A 20446-nucleotide genomic window follows, 5' to 3' on the forward strand; every position below is an offset into this window, starting at 1 on the left:
CAATCAGGAATGCGCGACGAGCGCCTTATTACCTAAGACTGTTTTCCCGCGCCGGGACCGAACCGCTGAATCACTTTTCTTTCCAGGCGATCGGCACAGTATTGCAGCGCAACCTTGAGCTCCTTCTCGACCATACGGGTGGAGATGCCGAATCGCTGGGCGATCTCCTGATGCGGTGTTTGCTCCATGCGTGATGCCATCAATATTTGCCGGCGCCGGGGCGCAAGCTCGGTCAGCGCCTGCATCAGCGCGCGAATTTCAATCTGGCCACCGACGATCACCGCCGGGTCCTGATGTTCGTCGGCGGTGTGCATCAGTTCTTCGATTTCAGTGCCGGTGAGCAAACGTGCATCCTGCGCACGACGGTCAGCCGCGATGTTCAGGGCCATGCGGAACAGGTAGGCGCCCGGCTTCTGCACATCTGCCGGCGGTTCCATGCGGTCTACCCGAAGATAGGTTTCGTGCAATACGTCGTTGGCCAGGTCATCGGAGCCCAGACGTCGGCGCAAGCGTGCGCGAAACACATCATAGGAAGCCAGGAACACCTTGAGCATGGCGCTCTGCTCCTTTTCCGTCATGGCTTTACCGCTCCTTCCCATGGGTTGCATTCCGTGCCTGCCGAAGCGGCGCCCGGTACCACCAGCACCGTCACCGGCTGCGGCAACGAAGACGGCGGGACACGGCCGATGTCCAATGTGCTCAGGCCCTCGATAATCGCCGCATCGCGCCGGGCGTCACCGGTGGACGCCAGCAAGCGACTCTTGCGCACCTCGCCCGATCCTCCGACCCACAGCTGTAGCGCCGCTCGATAATGGCCCGGACGCGTCACCGCAGAACGGCAAAGCGCCTGCTCCAACGCGACCTGCAACGCACGGGCAAAGTTATCCTCGCGCACTGTAGGGCCACCGCTGCGCGAAGACGCATCGGCGCGGCTGGGTAGCTCTGCCTTTTTCACGGTAAAAGCATCCGCACCGGTATAGAGCGCCACCAAGCCGCTACCGGCCAGCAACTGTTCCAACGCCTGGCGGGCATACAGACGCCCGTGCACCGCAGTCGACCGTCGCCCATGTGCCAGTTGGCGATCCACCAGGATCGCCATCCCGCTGACCCTGCTGTACAGGTCCAGGGCAACGGTCATTTCCTGGGCGGGTATCGAAAACTCGACAGAACGCGCCAGCCTGTCGCCCACCTCGTGGGACGCAGGCGTGGCAGACCACGCGTCGCGCTGCGGCATCAATGCATGGAGCAAAAAAAACAGTACCGTGGGCGCGAGGCAGCACCTGCTCAGCGCTTCTCTTGACATAGACATCTTCCGGCCCGAACGGCGTGTCGACGCCCTGCGTTGGCGCATCATGAGACGTGTACATGTCGTTTGTGTGACGAGCGCTGCAAAAAAAACATCGTCATACCTTGCCCCAATAAGAGGTAGATTCAGGCCTCAACCGTTGGAAAAGGAGCTTCGCCATGGACTGTCGCGTATACGCGCTGCTGCTTGCTGCCCTTCCCTTGTGGGCCCAAGCCGCCGAGCCGGCGAATGAGGGATGCATCAATGTCGAGGTAAACGGCTACAAGGCGCTGTCCTACGAATGCCTGAGCGAACAGATGGCCAACCCGAAGGGTACGGCGGCAGCGCGCAAGAACCAGGAAGCGTTGAACGTGCCGATAGAGCAGCGAGCGCCGAACAAGCTGGGTCTGTACAACCAGTCGGCCACGCGGATTCGCATGGGCAATACGTTCGGCCACTCGGCGTTGCCGCAACGCCCGCCGCAGTAGTGCATTGTTCCGTCCCTGATTCAGGGCCATGAGTTTATTTTGAGTAGAAACAGGACGTGATACGTGGACAAGGAAACGACCAGGATTCGTACCCTGCAAGTCACCGATGCCGAGGCATTGCTGGCGTTTGAAGTGCAGAACCGCGAATGGTTCGAGCGTCACATTGAAGCGCGCAACCCGGCGTTTTATTCGATACAGGGCGTCAGCGATCACATCGCCGACTATCTTTCCGGCCTTGCTGCCGGGACCTGGCACCCTTTCGTAATCGAAGACGCTAGCGGAACGATCATCGGGCGGGCGAACCTGAAGGACATCGACACCCATGAACGCTCGGCGCAAGTTGGCTATCGTATCGCCCAGCAAGCTTGTGGCCAGGGTTTGGCGACGCTGGCAGTGAGGCACTTGGTCCAGCAGGCCCAGATGCACTGGGGACTCGGACAGTTGCTGGCCAATGTCTATGCAGAGAACATCGGCTCGGTGAAAGTGCTCCGACGCTGTGGTTTCGTGATGGCGCGCGCCGGAGAAGACGAGGCCGGGCGTGACGATTGGTACAGCCTGTCAATCTAGCTGGGGAGAGTCGCTCGGTTTGATCCCCTTATCGTGTCGATCAACCACATCCTGAACGCCTCGACCTTTTTCGAGTGGGCTGTTTCGACAGGTGTCACCAGATAAAAGCCGAGATCGGACTTCAACCTCAAGTCAAACGGCGCAACCAGTCGACCCGCCTTCAGATCGTCGTCGACGTACGTCGAGCGGCCGATGCAAACGCCCAAGCCGTCGATGGCCGCCTGCACGGCCATCATCGCCAGGTCGAAGGTCAACCGCGAGCCTTCGGCCAGAGCGCTCGGTTGGCCGGCGGCCCCCAGCCAGAGGCTCCAATCGTCCCGCGTCATGCCACTGACCTGCAACAAGGTTTGATGGGTCAGATCGCCGGGCGCCTTCAGCGCATTGGGCCCCACCAGCAGCTTCGGACTGCACACCGGAAAAACCTCATCGGACATCAGCCAGTCGGCGCGCAAGCCCTTCCAATCTCCGGTGCCGTAACGAATGGCCGCGTCGATGCCACCCATGCGAAAATCCACCATATCGGTGGAGGCTGAGACACGTACATCGATGTTGGGATAGGCCTCTTGGAACGAGGCCAAGCGAGGCAACAGCCATTTGGACGCGAATGACACCAGGGTACTCACCGTCAGCGCACTGTCATGGACAGAATCCAACAAGGTTTCGGTGCAATGACGCAACTCATGGAATGCCGAACGAACGCCTGGAAAATAGGCGCGACCTTCATCGGTCAACGCGAGGCCGTCCTTGAGACGCAAAAACAAGCGCACCCCCAGTTCGTCTTCCAGCCGTCGGATCTGATGACTGATTGCCGTTTGGGTGACATTCAATTCGAGGGCGGCCTGGGTGAAGCTCATGTGACGGGCGGCTGATTCGAACGCCTTCAGGCCATTGAGAGAGGGGATTTTGACGGCCATGGAGGTCAACGAAGCTCATGAGAATTCGTCATACGCTAGCACCGCAAATGTCCTTTGAAAATCTTCCGGTTGGCGCCGATTCTCAGCGGCACTCAACGCCATCAGGAAAACTCCATGAAATTGTATTTCGCGCCCATGACCTGTTCATTGTCCCCACACATCGTGCTGCGGGAGCTGGGCATTGCCTTCGAGCTGATCCGCGTGGACAACAAGACCAAGCGAACCGCCGACGGGCAGGATTTCCTGGCAATCAATCCCAAGGGCTACGTTGCGGCGCTGGTTCTGGATAACGGTGAAGTGCTGACTGAAGGTCCCGCCATCGTCCAGTACCTGGCCGATCAGGTTCCGGGCAATCACTTGGCACCGGCCAATGGCACCTGGGAACGGGTTCGATTGCAGGAATGGCTGAACTTCATCAGCACGGAAATCCATGGCGGCTGTGCCCCGCTGTTCAGCGCCGAGATCCCGGAAACGACCAAGGCCATCTTCAAGCAGAAGCTGTTCAAGCGTCTTGATTACCTGGCCGGTGCCCTTGAGCAACACCGCTATTTGCAGGGGGATTTCGGCCTCGCCGACGCGTATCTGTTCTCGGTGCTCAAATGGCTGCCGTTTTTCGCCATTGATATCGAGGATTGGCCGCCGCTGGCGTCGTACATGGCGCGGATCGAGACGCGACCCAGCGTCATGGCCGCGATCGAAGCCGAGGCGAACGCCGGTCAAGGCTGATCATTGAGCCACGAACGGATAATGCTCGATACGGCAAGGATGTTCGTTGCCGTCGCCTTTGCAGATGCCGTCCAGGTAGCGGTACTTGATCCGGATCGCCTGGCCTTTCGCGGGCCATTTGCGCCGGGCAAGCGTGGCCTGGTAATCAGCGGTTTCCGGGATAAAACTGATCACGGCGCCCTCTTCCGGACATTCCACGTCGGGCGAGGCCGGGCGGGTTTTCAGAACCTGGGCCCGGAGGCCAGGGTACGGCTGCTTCACCACCTCAGTGACCTGCAATTGCATATCGCAAATCTGCCAGGTCGCGGCGTGCACCGGGGCGCACAGGGCGGCGAACGTCAGGAGGAATGGCACGGAGTGCGCTGGGAACAGGTTCATCTCAGTCCTTTTTGTCGAGGGTGGCGTCGAATGCGCCATCCTCTCACACCACGATACGCAAGGCGCGCCGGACAAAAAAAGCCCCGCGACCGAATACGGTGCGGGGCAAAGGGAATTGGTTGGTTGCGGCCAACCAAAGGAGCACGGAGAAAAGCGTTTACGGCCCGGTCAGATGCAATCCTGGGCGGCGCGTTCAAAATTCGAAGGCAGGAGATTGGAGGCCAGCAAATGCCGGTCATAGATGAACACCTTCCCGCCACTGCCAGCCTTATAGGCTTCCAGCACGTTGTCCGCCGCCACTTTGCTCGGCACGACGATGCGGTAGCTGCGCTGAGTCTGGGAGACCGTCGGGTTCAGCGCGCTGCCCTGCAACTTCGGTACGACGCATTCGGCGTATTCGGCCGGCGTCTTGCTGGTCTGCAAGGTCAGGGTCGGATCGTTCGGAGCCGAGGCACATCCGGCCAGCAACAACGGCGACAAAGCCAGGGTAAGGAAAAATAAACGGCGCATGATTCAGGTCCTGCAGTGTTGGGCTGCGTTTCGATGGGGCTGATTCTCCAATGAACGGCGGCAAAGCAGAACTTGCATTTCGTAATGGTCACTATTACTGATGGCAATAGTTGCAAATCGAAAAAAGGACGAGGCACCTGATGAGAACGTTCGATCTGATTCGTGGCGCGGTATTGCCTGACTTCCGGGAGCGGGTGGCGGAATATCTGATCCCGTACGAAACCGTGCTGTTGAGCGACACCGAAGCCGGTCCGCAACTCAAGCGGGACACGGCCAATCAACTGCGTGGTTATCTACGTGGCCTGAATACCACGCGGGTGTTGGGCATGGCGGATTGGGAGGAACTGGATCGGCGGGTCGCGAATACCTGGCTATCAAGCTGAACGGCTTGGCCTTCGGTGGAGGGACTCCGTCACTGATTGGCAAAACCTCAAGCCATCATCCATTTGTGCCCTGCTGATATTCCCGAGGCGTACAACCGAACTCCCGACGAAACACCGTGTGCAGGTACTGCGCCGACTTGAAGCCGCAATTGCGCGCGATGTCGGCAATCGCCGAGTCGGTATTCTCCAGACCACTGGCCGCCGCAGCCAATTTGAAGCGCAGGATTTCGTCGTGAACGCTGCACCCGCGCGCCTTGCGAAAATGCGCTTCCAGGGATGAACGCGACACGCCGACATACGCCGCCACCTGGGCGGTCTTGATGCCCTGGCAGGCGTATTGGCGGATGAACAACAGCGCCTGCATCACATACGGATTGCCCAGCGGTTGATGCAAGCTCGACGCCTGCACGTTGATCGCATCCGGTGGGATCAGCACCTGCGTGCCCGTGGACGGCATGCCATGCAGCATCTGGTGCAACAGTCGCGCGGCGGTCCGGCCCATGGTTTCGGTGCCCTGCACCACCGAGCTCAGCGGCACTCGGGTCAGGCTGCGGGTCAGTGGGTCGTTGTCGATGCCGATCAACGCCACTTGTTCCGGCACGGCGATGCCGGCGGTCAGGCAAGCTTGCAACAGCTGCCGGGCGCGCGCGTCGCTGACGGCGATGATGCCGATGGGTTTGGGCAGGCTTTGCAGCCAGGCGATCTGCTGCTCGACGGCGCTGTCCCAGAGCGGCGCACTGGTGCCCATGCCGCGATAGACCTCGGCTTGCAGGCCATCGCGCAGCATCAACCGGCGAAAGGCTTTTTCCCGTTCCTGGGCCCAGCGATTGGCTTGGGATTCTGGCAGGCTGAAACAGGCGAAGCGCGTCAGCCCGGCTTCGATCAGATGCTCGTAGGCCAGTTTGATCAGCGCGTCGTTGTCCGTGGCGACATAGGGAATGCCCTTGGGATAGGCGCGCGCGTCCTGGTACGAACCACCCACCGCCACCACCGGCATCTTGATCCCGGCCAGCGCCTCGCCGATCAGCGGATCGTCAAAGTCAGCGATGATCCCGTCGCCCTGCCAGCGCTCGATGCCTTTCAACCGACAGAGAAAGTCTTCCTCGAGGAACAAGTCCCAGGACGCGCGGGTGCTGCTCAGGTAGTTACCGATGCCGCTGATGATGCCACGGTCGTAGATCTTGCTGCCGTTGAACAACAGGGCGATGCGGTGGACGGGCGGGACGATTTTCATTGTTTGAACCCTGGGCCGATGGCCACAGACTAGGCGCGCCGGCGGCGAATCTCAATACTCAAAATCGAACTGTCCTTTGGTGACTTTCATAATCAGCAGGCCCGGGGCCGGCGTTAGTATCAGGACACCGCCAAGAATAAAAAGGAAACCGCCCATGCCGTACTTCCCCGATGTCCAGCCCATTCGCTTCGAGGGCCCAGGCAGCGACTCGCCGCTCGCGTTCCGCCACTACGACGCCAACAAGCTGATCCTCGGCAAACCCATGCGCGAACACCTGCGCATGGCTGTCTGCTACTGGCACACCTTTGTCTGGCCAGGGTCCGATGTGTTTGGCGCCGGGACCTTCAAACGCCCGTGGCAGCACGCCGGCGACCCGATGGAGCTGGCGATCGGCAAGGCCGAGGCGGCGTTCGAGTTCTTCTCCAAGCTGGGCATCGACTACTACTGCTTCCACGACACCGATGTCGCGCCGGAAGGCCAATCGCTCAAGGAGTACCGCAACCACTTCGCGCAGATGGTCGACCACCTTGAGCGCCACCAGGAACAGACCGGGATCAAGCTGCTCTGGGGCACCGCCAACTGCTTCAGCAACCCACGTTTCGCCGCCGGCGCCGCCAGCAACCCGGACCCGCAGGTCTTCGCCTGTGCCGCCGCGCAGGTGTTCAGCGCCATGAACGCCACCCAACGCCTCAAGGGTTCCAACTACGTGCTGTGGGGCGGTCGCGAAGGTTATGAAACCCTGCTCAATACCGACCTCAAGCGTGAGCGGGAACAGTTGGGCCGGTTCATGCGCATGGTGGTCGAGCACAAATACAAGATCGGCTTCAAGGGCGACCTGCTGATCGAGCCCAAGCCCCAGGAGCCGACCAAGCACCAATACGATTACGACACCGCCACGGTGTTCGGCTTCCTGCAGCAGTTCGGCCTGGAGAAAGAGATCAAGGTCAACATCGAGGCCAACCACGCGACCCTGGCCGGGCACAGCTTCCACCATGAAATCGCCACGGCGGTGTCCCTGGGGATCTTCGGCAGCATCGACGCCAACCGGGGCGATCCGCAGAACGGCTGGGACACCGACCAGTTCCCCAACAGTGTCGAGGAAATGACCTTGGCCACCTATGAAATCCTCAAGGCCGGGGGCTTCGGCAACGGTGGGTTCAACTTCGATTCCAAGGTCCGTCGCCAGAGCGTGGACGACGTCGATCTGTTCCACGGCCACGTCGCGGCCATGGATGTGCTCGCCCTATCCCTGGAACGCGCGGCCGCCATGGTGCAGGACGATCAGTTGCAGAAATTCAAGGATCAACGCTACGCCGGCTGGAAGCAGCCATTCGGCAAGGCGTTGCTGGCGGGTGACTACAGCCTTGAGTCGCTGGCCGAGCACGCGTTCACCAACGACCTGAATCCGCCAGCCGTCAGCGGTCGCCAGGAGATGCTCGAAAACGTCGTCAACCGGTTCATCTACTCCTGACTGCGGGCAAGGTTGCGGGCGCGGCGAGGCTGTTACATTCGCGCGACAATTCTGTGCCCGCAACGCCACGTAACTCTCTACAGTTCTACCGGCATCACGTTCATCGTCAGGCAGTGTCTTTCAAAAAACAATAAAAGGACGCACCACCATGAAAACATTCAAACGTACCCTGCTCGCCGGCGCCCTCGCCCTGCTATCGCTCCCGGTCATGGCCGACGCCGCCCACCCGAAAATCGGTTTCTCCATCGATGACCTGCGCCTGGAACGCTGGTCGCGGGACCGCGACTACTTCGTCGCGGCGGCGGAAAAACTCGACGCCAAGGTGTTCGTGCAATCGGCGGATGCCAACGAGCAGAAGCAGATTTCCCAGATCGAAAACCTCATTTCCCGTGGCGTCGACGTGATCGTCATCGTGCCGTTCAACGCCACCGTGCTGACCAACGCCGTCGCCGAAGCCAAGAAGGCCGGGATCAAGGTTGTGTCGTATGACCGGCTGATCCTCAACGCCGACATCGATGCCTACATTTCCTTCGATAACGAAAAAGTCGGCGAGATGCAGGCCGGCGGCGTGTTGAAGGCAGCGCCCAAGGGCAACTACTTCCTGCTGGGCGGCGCACCGACCGACAACAATGCGAAGATCCTGCGCGAAGGCCAGATGAAGGTGCTGCAACCGGCCATCGACAAGGGCGACATCAAGATTGTCGGCCAGCAATGGGTGAAGGAATGGAACCCCACCGAAGCCTTGAGCATCGTGGAAAACGCCCTGACCCGGAACAACAACAAGATCGACGGCATCGTCGCCTCCAACGACGCCACCGCTGGCGGTGCGATCCAGGCCCTGGCCGCGCAGAAGCTGGCCGGCAAGGTGCCGATCTCGGGCCAGGACGCCGACCTGGCGGCGGTCAAGCGCGTGCTCGACGGCACCCAGACCATGACGGTCTACAAGCCGCTGAAACTGATCGCCTCCGAAGCCGCCAAACTCTCGGTGCAACTGGCGCGCAACGAAAAACCCACCTACAGCTCGCAGTACGACAACGGCAACAAAAAAGTCGACACCATCCTGCTCACGCCCACCGCGCTGACCAAGGACAACATCGACCTGCTGGAAAAGGACGGGTTCTACACCAAGGCGCAGATCGCCGGGCAGTGACCTGACCAGGCAATCAAACGAAAAACTGTGGGAGCGAGCTTGCTCGCGATGGCGATGGTTCAGCTTGCATCAATGTTGGATGTACTGCCGCTATCGCGAGCAAGCTCGCTCCCACAAGTTCAGTGATGCCCGGAGCCTTTTTTTACGAGCCCTCGCCATGTCCGAATACCTGCTGCAAATGAACGGCATCGTCAAATCCTTCGGCGGTGTCAAAGCCCTCAATGGCATCGACATCAAGGTGAGGCCGGGTGAGTGCGTTGGCCTGTGCGGCGAGAACGGTGCCGGCAAATCCACCTTGATGAAAGTCCTCTCGGCGGTCTACCCCTGCGGCACCTGGGAGGGTGAGATCCTCTGGGATGGCCAGCCGCTGAAGGCGCAGTCCATCAGCGAAACCGAAGCCGCCGGCATCGTGATCATTCATCAGGAATTGACCCTGGTCCCCGACCTGTCCGTGGCCGAAAACATCTTCATGGGCCACGAGCTGACGCTGCCCGGCGGGCGCATGAACTACCCGGCGATGATCCACCGCGCCGAAGCCCTGATGCGTGAACTCAAGGTGCCGGACATGAACGTCTCGCTGCCGGTCTCGCAGTACGGCGGCGGCTACCAGCAATTGGTGGAAATCGCCAAGGCCCTGAACAAACAGGCGCGCCTGTTGATCCTCGACGAGCCCTCCTCTGCCCTGACCCGCTCGGAAATCGAAGTGCTGCTGGACATCATCCGCGACCTCAAGGCCAAGGGCGTGGCGTGTGTCTACATCTCTCACAAACTCGATGAAGTGGCCGCCGTGTGCGACACCATTTCGGTGATCCGCGACGGCAAACACATCGCCACCACGGCCATGGCCGACATGGACATCCCGAAGATCATCACGCAAATGGTCGGGCGGGAAATGAGCAACCTCTACCCCACCGAGCCCCATGAAATCGGCGAGGTGATTTTCGAGGCGCGCCACGTCACCTGCTACGACGTCGACAACCCCAAGCGAAAACGGGTCGATGATATTTCGTTCGTGCTCAAGCGCGGCGAAATCCTCGGCATCGCCGGGTTGGTCGGTGCCGGCCGCACGGAACTGGTTTCGGCACTGTTCGGCGCCTACCCTGGTCGCTACGAAGGCGAAGTCTGGCTCAACGGCCAACAAATCGACACCCGCACGCCACTCAAGTCGATCCGCGCCGGCCTATGCATGGTCCCGGAAGATCGCAAGCGCCAAGGCATCATCCCGGACCTCGGGGTGGGCCAGAACATCACCCTGGCGGTGCTGGATAATTTCTCCAGGATGACCCGCATCGACGCAGAAGCCGAGCTGGGCAGTATTGACCGGGAAATCTCGCGCATGCACCTCAAGACCGCGAGCCCGTTCCTGCCGATCACCAGCCTTTCCGGTGGCAACCAGCAGAAAGCCGTGTTGGCAAAGATGCTCCTGACCAAGCCTCGGGTGCTGATTCTCGACGAGCCCACCCGGGGCGTGGACGTCGGCGCCAAGTATGAGATCTACAAGCTGATGGGCGCGCTGGCGGCCGAAGGCGTGTCGATCATCATGGTGTCCTCGGAATTGGCCGAAGTGCTTGGAGTGTCCGACCGCGTGCTGGTGATCGGCGAGGGGCAACTGCGCGGCGATTTCATCAACAAGGAATTGACCCAGGAACAGGTGCTTGCCGCCGCGCTCAGTCATCCCGAAAGCAATAACAACAATGATCGGAAGTCCGCGTAGATGAATCAGGTCAAACAAGTCTTCACCCGCTACAAAATGCTCGCCCTGGTGATCGCCGTGGCGGTCATCTGGATGTTCTTCAGTTGGCAGACCGAAGGGGGATTCCTGACCCCGCGCAACCTTTCCAACCTGCTGCGGCAGATGTCCATCACCGGCATCCTGGCTTGCGGCATGGTGCTGGTGATCATCAGCGGCGAGATCGATTTGTCGGTGGGTTCGCTGCTCGGTCTACTGGGAGGGCTGGCGGCGATACTTGACGTGGTCTATCACATTCCGCTGCTGGCGAACCTGAGCGTGGTCGTCGTGTGCGGGCTGGTGATTGGCCTGGCCAACGGCTACATGACTGCCTACCTGCGCATCCCTTCTTTCATCGTTGGCCTGGGCGGCATGCTGGCGTTTCGCGGGATCCTGCTGGGCATCACCGGCGGCACCACCATCGCCCCGGTGTCGCCGGAGCTGGTGTATGTCGGCCAGGGTTATTTGCCTCACGCAGTCGGCACGGGCCTGGGCGTGTTGCTCTTCGCGCTGACGCTTTTCCTGACCTGGAAACAGCGTCGCAATCGCGCCCTCCACGGCCTGGCAGCCCATTCGCTGGTGCGTGACGTGGCGCGGGTGGTGCTGATCGGCGCGGTGTTGGCCGGGTTCGTCTACACGCTCAACAGCTACGACGGGATTCCGGTTCCGGTGCTGCTCCTGCTGGTCCTGCTGGGGGTGTTCAGCTACGTGACCAGCCAGACCGTGTTCGGCCGGCGCGTCTACTCCGTGGGCAGCAACATGGAGGCCACGCGCCTGTCCGGGATCAACGTGCAGGCGGTGAAACTATGGATCTTCGGCATCATGGGCGTGATGTGCGCCCTCGCCGGCATGGTCAACACCGCACGCCTGGCCGCCGGTTCACCCTCGGCCGGCAATATGGGTGAACTGGACGCCATCGCCGCCTGCTTCATCGGCGGTACGTCGATGCGCGGTGGTTCGGGCACGGTCTATGGCGCGCTGCTGGGGGCACTGGTCATCACCAGCCTGGACAACGGCATGTCGATGCTCGACGTCGACAGCTACTGGCAGATGATCGTCAAGGGCAGCATCCTGGTCCTGGCTGTGTGGGTGGACGTCAGCACCCGCACCGCCAGACGCTGATCCACTCCGATTCGGGGCGGCCAAGGATGGGCCGCCCCGCCCGCCCGTGATGATTGATCACAATCCGTGTGCAACGCCTTCACTCCCGTGCGCTTGATGTGACGTCGGCAGTCAATATGCTGTGCGCAGACCCGCCAGGAATGAAGAAGAGTCTGCATGAACAGCCCTCGAACGCTCTATCAGAAGCACATCGACAGCCATACCGTATGCCCACTGGATGACCAGGGCCACGTGCTGTTGTACATCGATCGCCAGGTCGCCAACGAATACACCAGCCCACAAGCCTTCAGCGGCCTGCGCGAAACCGGCCGCAATGTCTGGCGGCCGGGCGCGACGCTCGCGGTGGTCGATCATGTCAACCCGACGGCACCCGAGCGCATCGCAACCATGCCCGACGCCGGCGGCGCCCGGCAGGTGTCGTACTTTGCCGAGAACTGCCGCGACTTCGGCATCGAACTGTTCGATGTGCTGGATAAACGCCAGGGCATCGAGCACGTCGTCGCGCCCGAGCAAGGTTTCATCCTGCCCGGCATGGTGGTCGCTGCGGGCGACAGCCACACCACGACCTACGGTGCGTTGGGGGCCTTTGGCTTCGGCATCGGCACGTCTGAAATCGAACACCTGCTGGCGACACAGACGCTGGTCTACAAGCGCCTGAAAACCCTGCGCGTCACGGTCGACGGCGCCCTCGGGGCAGGCGTCACCGCCAAAGACATCATCATGGCGCTGATTGAAAGAATCGGTGCCTCGGGCGCTACGGGATATGCGATCGAATTCGCGGGCTCGACGATCACGGCGTTGAGCGTCGAAGCCCGGATGACCATTTGCAACATGGCCGTCGAAGCGGGCGCGAGGGGCGCGTTCATGGCCCCGGATGACAAGGTCTTCGCCTACCTGAAAAGCAAACCCCGCGCGCCCCAGGGCGAGCTGTGGGAACGAGCCGTGACCAAATGGCGAGCCCTGCACAGCGATGCAGGCGCAGTCTTTGACCGAGAAGTGACGCTTGATGTCAGCACGCTTGAGCCCATGGTGACGTGGGGCACCAGCCCTGACCAGGCCGCACCGATCGGCAGCCGCGTGCCTGACCCGTCGGCGCAGGCCGACCTGATCCTGCGCCAAGGCTTGCAACGGGCGCTGGACTACATGGGCCTGACGCCCGGAATGCCGCTCGCCGACGTGGTGATCAACCATGCCTTCATCGGCTCGTGCACCAACGCGCGGATCGAAGACCTGCGCGATGCGGCCCGTGTCGTACAAGGCAAACACGTCGCCGCCCATGTGCGGGCGATGATCGTGCCCGGTTCGACCTTGGTGCGTGACCAGGCCGAAGAAGAAGGCTTGGCGGCGATATTCCGCGACGCCGGTTTTGAATGGCGTCAATCGGGCTGCTCGATGTGCCTCGCCATGAACGATGACGTGCTGGCCCCTGGAGATCGCTGCGCCTCCAGTACCAATCGCAACTTCGAAGGACGCCAGGGCGCGGGCGCGCGCACCCACCTGATGAGCCCGGCCATGGTGGCCGCCGCCGCGATTGCCGGTCACCTGACCGATGTTCGTTCACTGCTGCCGGAGGCCTGAACATGCAACCTTTCACGACCGTAAGCGGCACCGCCGCCCCGCTGCTGGCCGCCAACATCGACACCGACGTGATCATGCCCAAGCAGTTCCTCAAGGGCATCGACCGTAATGGTCTGGACCGTGGCTTGTTCTTTGACTTGAAATGGCTGGAGGCTGGCGTTCCCAACCCTGACTTCGTGCTGAACAAACCTGGCTGGCGCGGTGCAACGTTCCTGGTGGTGGGTGAGAATTTCGGCTGTGGCTCAAGCCGGGAGCATGCGGTGTGGGGCTTGAAGCAGACAGGTATCCGGGCCTTGATCGGCAGCAGTTTCGCCGGGATCTTCTATGACAACTGCCAGCGCAACGGGGTATTGCTGATTCAATTGCCTGAAGCGCAGCACAGGAAAATCGCGCAAACCATCAGCCACGCCGAAACCGCCCGCATCAGCGTCGATCTGCCAGGGCAACAGATCCGATTGGCGGACGGCGAGGTGATTGCCTTCGAGATCGATGAACTGCGCAAGCAATCCTTGCTGCTCGGGCTGGATGCCATTGGCACGACCCTTCAACGAGCGGAGCAGATACGCCGCTTCGAGAGCCGGCACCTGGCGGAGAATCCCTGGCTGTAGCGTAACGTCACCGAGGAAAAACTGTGGGAGCGAGCCTGCTCGCGAAGAGGCCGGCACATTCAACATCATCGTCGACTGTGATACCGCTTTCGCGAGCAAGCTCGCTCCCACAGGGATCTGAGGTGGCCACACAATTCCCGGTTTTTCAGAAATCAAGTGTGGGAGCGAGCTTGCTCGCGATGGCGGTTTCGCTGTCGCCGCTACACCCAGCCGACAAATCCCGAAAACACGCCTCTAGAAACTCAACACACACCCGAAGCTTCGCCGACTGACTGAGCCGGGTCGGATACACCGCCCAGACATTGGCACTCTGGGAATACGCCGGCAGCACCTGAACCAACCGCCCCTGTTCAAGCAGCGGCCCGGCGTCCCACATCGAGCGCAACAGAATGCCGCCGCCACTCAGGGCCCACTCCAGGACTATCTCACCGTTGTTGGAAGACAACGGGCCTCCGACGCGCACCGTTTCCTCTTGCCCATTCTTGCTCAAGGTCCAGATGCCGAAGGCGTTGTCGCGCTCCTTGAGCACCAGGCAATCATGGCCCTTGAGGTCTTCCAGCGACTGCGGCGTGCCGCGTCGTTGCAAATATTCGGGAGCCGCGCAGAGCACGCGCCGATTGCTCACCAACTTGCGGCCCAGGTGTTGGCCCGGCAGGTCATCACCCACGCGGATCTCCAGGTCGAAGCCCTCGCCAACGATATCGACGACGCGGTCGAACACATCCAGGCGGATGTCGAGGCCAGGATACGTCTGTGACAGCTTGCCGATGGCTGGCGCGACATGATTGCGGCCGAAACCGAAACTGCTGCAGATGTTCAGCGAGCCGGTGGGTTGATGACGTGCGTTGGCGATTTCGCCGACGAACTCTGCGAAATCCCCCAGCAGCTTTTCGGCCCAGACCCACACGCGCTCACCGTCGCCGGTCAAGGCAATGCGCCGGGTCGTGCGATGCAGCAACCGGGTGGACAACGTTGACTCCAGGACAGCAATGCGCTTGCTGACATAGGCCGGGGAATACCCCAGCGCCTCGGCGGCGTTGGCAAAGCCGTTTTTCCGAATGACGGTCACAAAGACCTTCAAGTCTTCCGGCGAGGGGAACTGGTGACGATTCGTGTTCATTGATCCAATCTCGGTGCCATTCTTCGCGGATTTCGCGAAGAATAGCACCGAACCGACCCGGCTTAACCGCCGTATTTACCGAGCAGTTTCAGCGTCACCCCGTTCGTCCAGCCGAAGCCGTCCTGCAATTCGTACTCACCGCCGCCTCCGCCGCTGCCTTGTCCGGACACGTCGTATTTCTCCACCAGTTTGTCTTCCTTGCGATAGAGATCCTGGACCTGTTGCAGGAAGCGGCTGCCGATGTCCCGGGCCACGCCAGTTTGGCCGTAGCGCTCCAATCCCTCGACCGCGACCCATTGCAACGGCGCCCAGCCATTGGGCTCATCCCACTGTTGGCCGTTAGTGACCTGGGTGGTGGCGATGCCGCCAGGACGCAACAAGCCCTCGCGCACGGCGTCGGCGGTACGGTTGGCCCGCTCGCTGGACGCCAGGCCGGTATAGAGGGGGAACAATGTCGCGGCGGTGAGCGCCGGGCGCTGGCGGTTCTGCTGCCAATCGTAGTCCACGTAGTAACCACCGTCGGCGTTCCACAGGTGCGTCTCGATGGCGCGCTGACGAAGCTCGGCGCGTTGCCCGTAGGCCTTGACGCACGCCACGTTCTCTACGGTTTCACAGGCCTTGGCGATGGTGCGCTCCAGGTGATACATCAGGCTGTTCAGGTCCACCGGCGCGATGGACGTCGTGCGGATGGTCGCCAGGTCCTTGCCATTCCCCAGCCAACGGGAACTGAAATCCCAGCCGCTTTCGGCACCGGCACGCAAGTCGCGCCAGACTTCGTCCCTGGGTCGGTCGGCTGCCTGTTCAGCGGTCTTGACGTCCTGCAACCACGACTCCTGGCGAGGCGTCGGGCTGGCGTCCCAATAACGGTTGAGCACGCTGCCGTCGGCAAGCTTGACGACATGTCGCCCAGCCTCGCCCGGCTTGAGGGTCTGCGCCCCTTCCATCCAGTAGGCGTATTCCTTTTGCAGTTGCCCAAGGTAGCGCCCGTAGGCCTGCTCGCCTTCGATGTGCGCCTGCAACTCCACCATGTAGGCGAAGAATGGCGGCTGCGATCGACTCAGGTAATAGCTGCGATTGCCGTTGGGAATGTGCCCGTAGGTGTCGATCATATAGGCGAAATTGTCCGTCATCTGGCGGACCTGCGCCCTGTCACCGCTTTGCTCCAGCCCCAGCATGGTGAAATACGAGTCCCAGTAATACATCTCGCGAAAACGTCCGCCGGGCACCACGTACGGCTGCGGCAAGGGCAGCAGGCTGCTGTACTGCGGGACTTGCGTGTAGGTTCGGCTGAGCACCGGCCAGAGGTTATCGATGTGCTCGTCGATCGGCGCACCGGGTTTCGGCGTCGGACTTTCCGCCTGGCCGGACTCGGTGAAATTGTCCTTTACGAAGGCCTCGAGATCGAAATCGGCGCTGGCCCGACGGGCCAGGTAATCCGCGCGGATCTGCGCAGGGTCGCGCCTGGGCAGCGCGTCGACGAAATGCTTCTGGTCGGTAAACAGCTGTTTGCCTTGTACCGCTTCAAACAACTCGGGATATGCCTGGTCGGGCGGCACCGGGGTGCGACTTCCCGCGTCCTCGTAGCTCCAGGTCGCGGGTGGTTGGCTTGAACACGCGGCGCAGAGCAGCGCAGTGAAGGATAGGCTGGCGAGATAAACAGAACGCATCTGAGGCTCCTTGATGTAATCACTTCCTAAAAAAATGACTGACGGGAACGAACCTCGGTTCACTCGGATTTCCTTTCCTCACTTCGATGGAACCCCGGTTTCACCCCCGCTCTCTATCGCAGAACCAACAGAGCGGAGGTGTTGATCATGATTTCCCCGGCAACCGGCATGAGGACGGGCGAGCGCTACGCCGTCGAAAGCGTCGAGCGAGCGCCGCATTTCCCTGGTTTCTTCCTCGATGGAAAATATTACCTGGGCCCTGAACTGAACACGGCGGTGGGCTGGCTGGAGGGCGAGAAGTTTCTCTACGACCAGCTCGATCCCGAGGGCGAGCCGGTGTACCCCGACCGGGTCGCTGGCACTATCGAGGACCTGACGCTCATCATGGCTGACGGTGTGCGCCTGAAGCTGACACCCATGTGGCCCGAGATCGACCAGCCTGCGGGAGAACCCGCCTCCAGCCGCGAAACCAAGTCGTATCCCTTGGCCGAAAAACTCGTGGTCATCACTGGCGCTTCCAGCGGGATTGGCCGCGCCACCGCGCAGGCGTTCGCCCGGCAGCGGGCGCGTCTGGTCCTGGCGGCTCGTGACCGCGCGGCGCTCGACGAGGTCGTCGCAGAATGCCAGGCCCAGGGCGCCGCCGCGCTGGCGGTGTGCACCGACGTTACCCGCAGCGAGCAGATGCAGGCGCTGGCCGCCGAAGCCGCGACGTTCGGTGACGGTCAGATCGACATCTGGATCAACAATGCTGGCGTGGGCGCGGTGGGCGATTTCGAGCAAACGCCGCTGGAAGCCCATGAGCAGGTCTTGCAGACCGATTTGCTCGGCTACCTGCGTGGTGCCTATGTGGCTTGGCCGTATTTCAAGCGGCAAAAACGCGGCATCCTGATCAACACGCTGTCGCTGGGCAGCTGGGTCGCCCAGCCCTATGCCGCGGCCTATTCAGCGAGCAAGTACGGGCTGCGCGGTTTGTCTGAAGCCTTGCGCGGTGAACTCGGGGAATACCGGGACATCCACGTCTGCGACATCTATCCAGCCGTCATCGATACGCCGGGCTTTCGCGACGGCGCGAACTTCACCGGCCACGCGCTCAAGCCACCGCCACCGGTCTACGACCCGCATCGCGTCGCCGAAGCAATGGTGAGTTGTGCCCTTAACCCCAAGCCCACCATCACCGTCGGCAGTGCGGCGGTGCTGGCGAGAGCGGCACACTTTCTGCTGCCGGGTTTCCCGCAACTCTCCGGCTGGCTGACACGCCGGGGCCTGAACCGCAGCCCGGCATCGGACGCGTCCTCAGGCAACCTGTTCGCCCCACCCAGCGGCCAGCGACGTGTCGAAGGCGGTTGGCGCAAGCCTGCGCGGCGATCCGCACCCTTGCTGGTGGCGGGCGCCGCGCTGTTGCTGGGCGGGTGCCTGGTGGCGTTGGGTCGCGAACGAAGTCGAGGCTGAATCAGCCCTTGGCAGTGGGTTAGTCCAATCCCGAACGGAACGCTTCGACCTTGAGCCCGAATCGGCTCATCTTGTTGTACAAACCGCCACGGGACACGTTCAACTGTCGGGCGGCCAAGCGGATATTGCCTCGCGTGTCCTTGAGGGCCGCGATGATCGCATTCATTTCATGGGTGCCAAGATCCACGGCCGCTCGGGACTCGGGGACGAATTGGCGAGCCGACGGCCGCGCGCCCTGCCTGATTTCCAACGCAAGATCGTTCGCCTGGATCAGCTCGGTGGCGGCCAGGTTGGTCGCGCGCTCGATGACGTTCTCCAGCTCGCGGACATTGCCAGGCCAGTGGTAGGCGCCCAAGAGTTCCAGCGCCTCGGGGGACAGGTCGCGCATGGGTTTTCGCAGCGACCGGGCGCAACGTGCAAGAAAATGTCGCGCCAGCATCGGCACATCTTCAAGACGCATCCGCAGCGGCGGCACCGTCAGGCCCAGCACGTTGAGTCGATAATAAAGGTCCTCGCGAAAAGCCCCTTCGGCCACCGCTTGGCTCAGGTTGCGATGGGTCGCGGCGATGATACGAACATTGACCCGCAACGATTTTTTCGCCCCGACGCGGGTGACTTCGCCTTCTTGCAGGACGCGCAGCAAGCTGACTTGCGCATCGAAGGACATGTCGCCGATTTCGTCGAGGAAAATCGTCCCGCCATCGGCCAACTCGAACTTGCCCGCCGAGCCGCCCCGCGCCGATCCGGTGAACGCGCCTTCGACGTGGCCGAACAGTTCGCTCTGCACCAGGTCGCGGGGAATGGCCCCGCAATTCACTGCGACGAAAGGCCCACCGCGACGCTCGCTGGCATTGTGGATGGCTTGGGCGAACAATTCCTTGCCGGTGCCGCTCTCGCCGAGGATCAGCGTGGTCGAGTCGCTGCGGCTGGCAATTCGGCCCAGGTGCAAGGCGTCCTGGATGGCGCGTGAATGGCCCTGGATGGTTTCGAAGGTGTAGCTGGCCTGGGTGCCGATGATGCGCCGGGTGATTTCGCGGATGCGCCGGTTCTCGCGCAACGAAACAATGCGACCGCCCTGCTCCAAGGGACAGACCGACACCAGGCAGGCCAGGTGACTGCGATCGTGCAGCTCGAACGTGCAATCCAGGTCCCGCACACCTTCCCCGGTACTGCGCAGGATTTCACCGCTCAGCTCGGTCTGCCCCAGGCTCTGGAACGGCTTGCCCAGCCAGGCACGATCCACACGAAACAACTGCCGTGCGTACTGGTTGAGAGCCTTGATGTCGCCATTTTCGTCCAGCACCACCAGGCCTTCATTGAGCACTTCCAGGACCGTTTGTTGTTCCTCCAGCAACGCCTGCAACGCCATTTGCCGGGAGACGGCTTCGGCCGCGGCCTGGACGGTGCCCAAGGTGTGGAAGTGAAACCAGCCGGGCTCGGCGGTCAAGGTCAACATCGCCAACGTCCGCCCGTGTGAATCGCGGATGGGCGCCGCGGCGCAATGCATATGCCGCTGGCGCAGGCCGACGCCGTAGTTCTCACCTGCCAGCACATACACCAGACGGTCTTCCACCAGCGCCAGCCCGGTGCAGTTGGTGCCCTGTACCGATTCCAGCAATCGACTGCCGATGGGCGTGAGGTCCAGGCCGCAGAAGTACAAGGTGGTGCCTTCGGCATCGGTCAGGTTGATATGCCCGTTGGGGTTGTAGGCAAGCAAGCCGCGCATGACCTGCGCCGCCGCGGCAATCAACAGACGATTCGCCGTCAACGTCGCGGTCAACTCGTCGGGCGTGACGAAACGGTAATCGCCGTCTTCCGGATCGAGGCAGGCATCGACACTGCGCCGCCAGGAGTTCCAGATCACCTGCCTGACACCCGCAGGACGTTCGGTGACGCCCTTCAAACAGGCGCGCCAGGCCTCATCCAGCGCCGGGCTTGATCCGCCATTCAACGACGCGGGGCCTAGGGAAGTCAGGTAGTCACGGTCTTCGACGTTCAAGGCCATCGGCTGGGCATTCATGGTGGGCTCTATGTCCATGTTTTCGACATGTCAGTATAGACATGTCA

The 20446-nt window shown here is 61.7% G+C and carries 20 protein-coding genes; 11 read left to right on the forward strand and 9 right to left on the reverse strand.

The annotated features are described in order from the left end of the window. Positions 1–32 precede the first annotated feature (32 nt). Both FHK92_RS20680 and FHK92_RS20685 read right to left on the reverse strand, forming a co-directional pair. Positions 33–578: an RNA polymerase sigma factor gene (locus tag FHK92_RS20680; protein ID WP_181289709.1), complete on the reverse strand. Its 546-nt coding sequence runs from the start codon at positions 576–578 to the stop codon at positions 33–35. Next, positions 575–1249 (reverse strand): STN domain-containing protein, encoded by a 675-nt coding sequence (locus FHK92_RS20685; protein ID WP_258232705.1) that lies wholly within the window; start codon positions 1247–1249, stop codon positions 575–577. Before FHK92_RS20685 ends, FHK92_RS20680 begins: the two co-directional genes overlap by 4 nt. Before the next feature lie 215 nt (positions 1250–1464). Here FHK92_RS20685 and FHK92_RS20690 point away from each other — a divergent pair, with 215 nt between their 5' ends. After that, entirely contained in the window at positions 1465–1773 is a 309-nt protein-coding gene (locus FHK92_RS20690; RefSeq protein WP_181289710.1) for a hypothetical protein, read from the forward strand. Positions 1774–1836: 63 nt separating this feature from the next. Continuing rightward, positions 1837–2340 carry a GNAT family N-acetyltransferase gene (locus tag FHK92_RS20695; protein WP_181289711.1) on the forward strand — a complete coding sequence of 168 codons (504 nt, stop codon included), beginning with the start codon at positions 1837–1839 and terminating at the stop codon, positions 2338–2340. Here FHK92_RS20695 and FHK92_RS20700 read toward each other — a convergent pair. Continuing rightward, positions 2337–3254, reverse strand: coding sequence for a transcriptional regulator GcvA (locus FHK92_RS20700; protein ID WP_181289712.1), 918 nt, complete (start codon positions 3252–3254; stop codon positions 2337–2339). The two genes, FHK92_RS20695 and FHK92_RS20700, sit on opposite strands and share 4 nt — an antisense overlap. Before the next feature lie 114 nt (positions 3255–3368). Here FHK92_RS20700 and gstA point away from each other — a divergent pair, with 114 nt between their 5' ends. Beyond that, positions 3369–3980, forward strand: a complete 612-nt coding sequence (gene gstA / locus FHK92_RS20705) for a glutathione transferase GstA (RefSeq protein WP_181289713.1) — start codon at positions 3369–3371, stop codon at positions 3978–3980. On the opposite strand, the gene FHK92_RS20710 is transcribed toward gstA, so the two are convergent. Continuing rightward, on the reverse strand, positions 3981–4358 hold the full coding sequence (locus FHK92_RS20710; RefSeq protein ID WP_181289714.1) for a hypothetical protein: 378 nt from the start codon (positions 4356–4358) through the stop codon (positions 3981–3983). A 168-nt stretch (positions 4359–4526) separates the two neighbouring features. Further along, positions 4527–4868, reverse strand: coding sequence for a hypothetical protein (locus tag FHK92_RS20715; protein ID WP_181289715.1), 342 nt, complete (start codon positions 4866–4868; stop codon positions 4527–4529). Positions 4869–5008: 140 nt separating this feature from the next. Between FHK92_RS20715 and FHK92_RS20720 the strand changes: the two genes are divergently transcribed. Then, entirely contained in the window at positions 5009–5251 is a 243-nt protein-coding gene (locus FHK92_RS20720; RefSeq protein ID WP_181289716.1) for a hypothetical protein, read from the forward strand. Between the two features lie 55 nt (positions 5252–5306). Here the strand turns inward: FHK92_RS20720 and FHK92_RS20725 are convergent, their stop codons facing one another. Next, positions 5307–6485 carry a XylR family transcriptional regulator gene (locus FHK92_RS20725; RefSeq protein ID WP_181289717.1) on the reverse strand — a complete coding sequence of 393 codons (1179 nt, stop codon included), beginning with the start codon at positions 6483–6485 and terminating at the stop codon, positions 5307–5309. A 154-nt stretch (positions 6486–6639) separates the two neighbouring features. Between FHK92_RS20725 and xylA the strand changes: the two genes are divergently transcribed. From xylA to leuD, 6 genes are all read left to right on the forward strand, one after another. Continuing rightward, complete coding sequence (gene xylA / locus FHK92_RS20730; RefSeq protein ID WP_181289718.1) at positions 6640–7956, forward strand: xylose isomerase; 1317 nt, start codon at positions 6640–6642, stop codon at positions 7954–7956. Between the two features lie 148 nt (positions 7957–8104). Further along, complete coding sequence (xylF, locus tag FHK92_RS20735) at positions 8105–9106, forward strand: D-xylose ABC transporter substrate-binding protein (protein WP_181289719.1); 1002 nt, start codon at positions 8105–8107, stop codon at positions 9104–9106. 157 nt (positions 9107–9263) lie between these two features. After that, positions 9264–10820 carry a D-xylose ABC transporter ATP-binding protein gene (xylG, locus tag FHK92_RS20740; protein WP_181289720.1) on the forward strand — a complete coding sequence of 519 codons (1557 nt, stop codon included), beginning with the start codon at positions 9264–9266 and terminating at the stop codon, positions 10818–10820. Further along, positions 10821–11957 carry a sugar ABC transporter permease gene (locus FHK92_RS20745; RefSeq protein WP_181289721.1) on the forward strand — a complete coding sequence of 379 codons (1137 nt, stop codon included), beginning with the start codon at positions 10821–10823 and terminating at the stop codon, positions 11955–11957. It begins immediately after the preceding gene. Between the two features lie 156 nt (positions 11958–12113). Next, on the forward strand, positions 12114–13535 hold the full coding sequence (leuC, locus tag FHK92_RS20750) for a 3-isopropylmalate dehydratase large subunit (RefSeq protein ID WP_181289722.1): 1422 nt from the start codon (positions 12114–12116) through the stop codon (positions 13533–13535). Continuing rightward, a complete protein-coding gene (gene leuD, locus FHK92_RS20755) occupies positions 13532–14143 on the forward strand; it encodes a 3-isopropylmalate dehydratase small subunit (protein ID WP_258232710.1) in 612 nt (203 codons plus the stop codon). The genes leuC and leuD overlap by 4 nt, the downstream gene beginning before the upstream one ends. Before the next feature lie 145 nt (positions 14144–14288). Here the strand turns inward: leuD and FHK92_RS20760 are convergent, their stop codons facing one another. Beyond that, on the reverse strand, positions 14289–15263 hold the full coding sequence (locus FHK92_RS20760; protein WP_181289724.1) for a LysR substrate-binding domain-containing protein: 975 nt from the start codon (positions 15261–15263) through the stop codon (positions 14289–14291). A 62-nt stretch (positions 15264–15325) separates the two neighbouring features. Further along, entirely contained in the window at positions 15326–16930 is a 1605-nt protein-coding gene (treA, locus tag FHK92_RS20765; protein WP_181289725.1) for an alpha,alpha-trehalase TreA, read from the reverse strand. Positions 16931–17077: 147 nt separating this feature from the next. Between treA and FHK92_RS20770 the strand changes: the two genes are divergently transcribed. Continuing rightward, positions 17078–18379 (forward strand): SDR family oxidoreductase, encoded by a 1302-nt coding sequence (locus tag FHK92_RS20770; RefSeq protein WP_181289726.1) that lies wholly within the window; start codon positions 17078–17080, stop codon positions 18377–18379. Between the two features lie 19 nt (positions 18380–18398). Here the strand turns inward: FHK92_RS20770 and FHK92_RS20775 are convergent, their stop codons facing one another. Then, entirely contained in the window at positions 18399–20399 is a 2001-nt protein-coding gene (locus FHK92_RS20775; RefSeq protein ID WP_181289727.1) for a sigma-54 interaction domain-containing protein, read from the reverse strand. Positions 20400–20446 lie beyond the last annotated feature (47 nt).

This window comes from Pseudomonas brassicacearum subsp. neoaurantiaca (assembly GCF_013608025.1).
Classification (GTDB): domain Bacteria; phylum Pseudomonadota; class Gammaproteobacteria; order Pseudomonadales; family Pseudomonadaceae; genus Aquipseudomonas.